Genomic DNA, 2,692 nt, shown 5'->3' on the forward strand with positions numbered 1-2,692 from the left:
TTGTGTGGCAATGGATCTTCACACCGGACGGCATTCCCGGCCTCGACTTCGACTGGCTGGTCGATCAGGATAAAGTGATCTACACCATCGTCATCGCCTCCATATGGCAGGCGTCCGGCTTTGTGATGGCGCTGATGCTGGCAGGCTTGCGCGGTGTCGATCCCGAAATCTGGAAAGCCGCGCGGCTGGACGGTATTCCCGTGTGGCGCGTGTACCTGTCGATCGTGCTGCCCATGCTCGGTCCTACCGTTGCAACGGTGCTGATTCTGCTGGCGACCATGGTCGTCAAACTGTACGACGCGGTGGTGTCCATGACCCAGGGCGGCCCCGGCATCGCCAGCGAAGTGCCGGCCAAGTTCATCATGGACCATCTCTTCCTGCGCGCGAACATCGGCCTGGCATCGGCTGCCGCAGTCATGCTGCTGGTGACGGTGCTGATGCTGCTGGCGCCTTATGCTTATGCGCGCAGCCGCCGGAGGATCGCATGAAGCCAGCGCGCATCGGCCTGTATGCCTTCCTGCTCAGCGCAGCGCTGTTCTTCATGCTGCCGCTGTACATCATGATCACCACCTCGCTGAAGTCGATGGACGAAATCCGCAATGGCCACCTGTTTGCGCTGCCGCTGGCGCCAACACTGGAAGCCTGGCGTTCGGCGTGGAGTGAAGCCTGCACCGGCGCGTCCTGCGATGGCGTGCGGGCCGGCTTCTGGAATTCCGTGCGCATTGCGGTGCCGAGTACCATCCTGCCGATCCTGCTGGGCGCGCTGAATGGCTATGCGCTGTCGTTCTGGCGCCCGCGTGGCGCCAACGTACTGTTTGCGATCCTGCTGCTGGGCGCATTCGTGCCGGTGCAGGTGATGATTTATCCGCTGGTGCGTATGCTGGCCGCGATGGAAGTGTATGGCTCGCTGACCGCAATCGTGCTGGTGCATCTGGTGTTCGGCATGCCGGTACTGACTCTCCTCTTCCGCAACTATTATGTGTCGCTGCCGCATGAGCTGTTCCAGGCTGCGCGCATCGATGGTGGCGGTTTCTGGCGCATCTTCTGGCACGTGATGCTGCCAGCTTCTATTCCTATGCTGGTGGTCGCGGCCATCATGCAGGTTACGGGCGTTTGGAACGACTATATCCTGGGCCTGGTCTTTGCAGGGCGCGATAACGCGCCAATGACGGTGCAGCTGAATAATGTAATCAACACCACGACGGGTGTCCGTCTTTATAACGTCAACATGGCGGCGACCATTCTCACGGCGCTAGTGCCCTTGGCGATTTACTTCTTGTCCGGCCGCTGGTTTGTACGCGGCATCGCCGCTGGCGCAGTGAAAGGTTGAGTGGATGTCGAACGTAGATTTGCGTAAGTTGAGCATCACCCTTGGCGGTAACGCTGTGATCAGGGAGCTGGATCTGCAGGTGAAGGAGGGCGAGTTTCTGGTGCTGCTTGGTCCTTCGGGCTGCGGCAAGTCGACCCTGCTGCATAGCATCGCGGGCCTGATTGAAACGAGCGGTGGCAGTATCGAGATCGGTGGCAAGGATATGTCGCGCATCGATCCGAGCGAGCGTGGTATCGGCATGGTGTTCCAGTCGTATGCGCTGTACCCGACTATGACGGTGGAGAAGAATATGTCCTTCGGCTTGCGCATTGCGGGCATGCCGAAGGCGCAGATTGCAGAACGCCTTGAGCGCGTGGCGGGAATGCTGCACCTGAAGGAGCTGCTGAAGCGCAAGCCGGCGCAGCTGTCCGGCGGCCAGCGTCAGCGTGTGGCAATTGGCCGTGCGCTGGTGCGCAATGCGAACGTGTATTTGTTTGATGAGCCATTGTCGAATCTGGATGCAAAGCTGCGCACGGACCTGCGCCGCGAGCTGAAACTGCTGCATCAGAATCTGGGCTCGACCATGATTTATGTGACCCACGATCAGGTTGAAGCGATGACCCTAGCCAGCCGCATCGTGGTGATGAAGGCCGGTGAGATTCAGCAGGTAGGCACGCCGAGTGAAGTGTATGAGCGGCCGGCGAACCTGTTTGTAGCGGGCTTCCTTGGCGCGCCCTCGATGAACTTTATTCACGGTGAGCTGGATGCCCTGGGCAGATTCAATGCCGGGACGCTGTCGGTCGGCGTGAGTGCGGCAGGTCCGCGCAAGGCCGTGCTGGGTGTGCGCCCCGAGCATATAGCGTTAATGGATGATGGTCCGCTGCTTGGCAAGGTGTCGCTGGCCGAGCCGATGGGCAGTCATCAGGTGGTGTGGCTGGATTGCGGTGGTCATCAGCTATCGTGCATCGTGCAGGAGGCTCGTTCGTTTGCGGTAGGGGACCAGGTGGCGTTTGCCATTGATGCGCGTCGCGCCTGCCTGTTCGACCCCGACAGCGGAAAGGCTTTATGAGATGGAAGCCATCAAGTATGCTCTCACAAGTTAACTAAGGATCACTGTGGCCACAATCAAAGACGTTGCCCGCCTTGCGGGCGTTGGACTGGGAACGGCGTCCCGCGTAGTCAGCGGGAAGGGGGCCGTATCGCCCGCCACGCTTGAGAAAGTGAAGAAGGCCATTGAGGAACTGGGTTTCCGTCCATCGCATGCTGCGCGTTCGCTGCTGTCGGGCACCAGCCAGATGATCGGCGTCTACATCCCTGTGCTGAGCGGCACCTTCTACACACCCATCCTGCAGATCATCGATACCGAGCTGCGTGCTGCGGGGC

4 protein-coding genes are annotated in these 2,692 nt (G+C 60.3%); all 4 read left to right on the plus strand.

What is annotated here, in order from left to right; all coding sequences use genetic code 11:
• Positions 1-488 (plus strand): carbohydrate ABC transporter permease (locus AB4Z11_RS28815; protein WP_442029251.1); only part of this gene is annotated, 488 nt, incomplete at its 5' end.
• Positions 485-1,330 (plus strand): carbohydrate ABC transporter permease, encoded by an 846-nt coding sequence (locus tag AB4Z11_RS28820; RefSeq protein ID WP_442029252.1) that lies wholly within the window; start codon positions 485-487, stop codon positions 1,328-1,330. The genes AB4Z11_RS28815 and AB4Z11_RS28820, both read left to right, overlap by 4 nt.
• Before the next feature lie 4 nt (positions 1,331-1,334).
• Entirely contained in the window at positions 1,335-2,378 is a 1,044-nt protein-coding gene (locus tag AB4Z11_RS28825) for an ABC transporter ATP-binding protein (RefSeq protein ID WP_442029253.1), read from the plus strand.
• 46 nt (positions 2,379-2,424) lie between these two features.
• Positions 2,425-2,692, plus strand: a 268-nt coding sequence (locus AB4Z11_RS28830; protein ID WP_442029254.1) for a LacI family DNA-binding transcriptional regulator, incomplete at its 3' end; no start/stop codon positions are given.

Origin of the sequence: Pseudoduganella sp. RAF53_2 (assembly GCF_052113985.1) — a bacterium.
Lineage (GTDB): Bacteria > Pseudomonadota > Gammaproteobacteria > Burkholderiales > Burkholderiaceae_D > Rugamonas.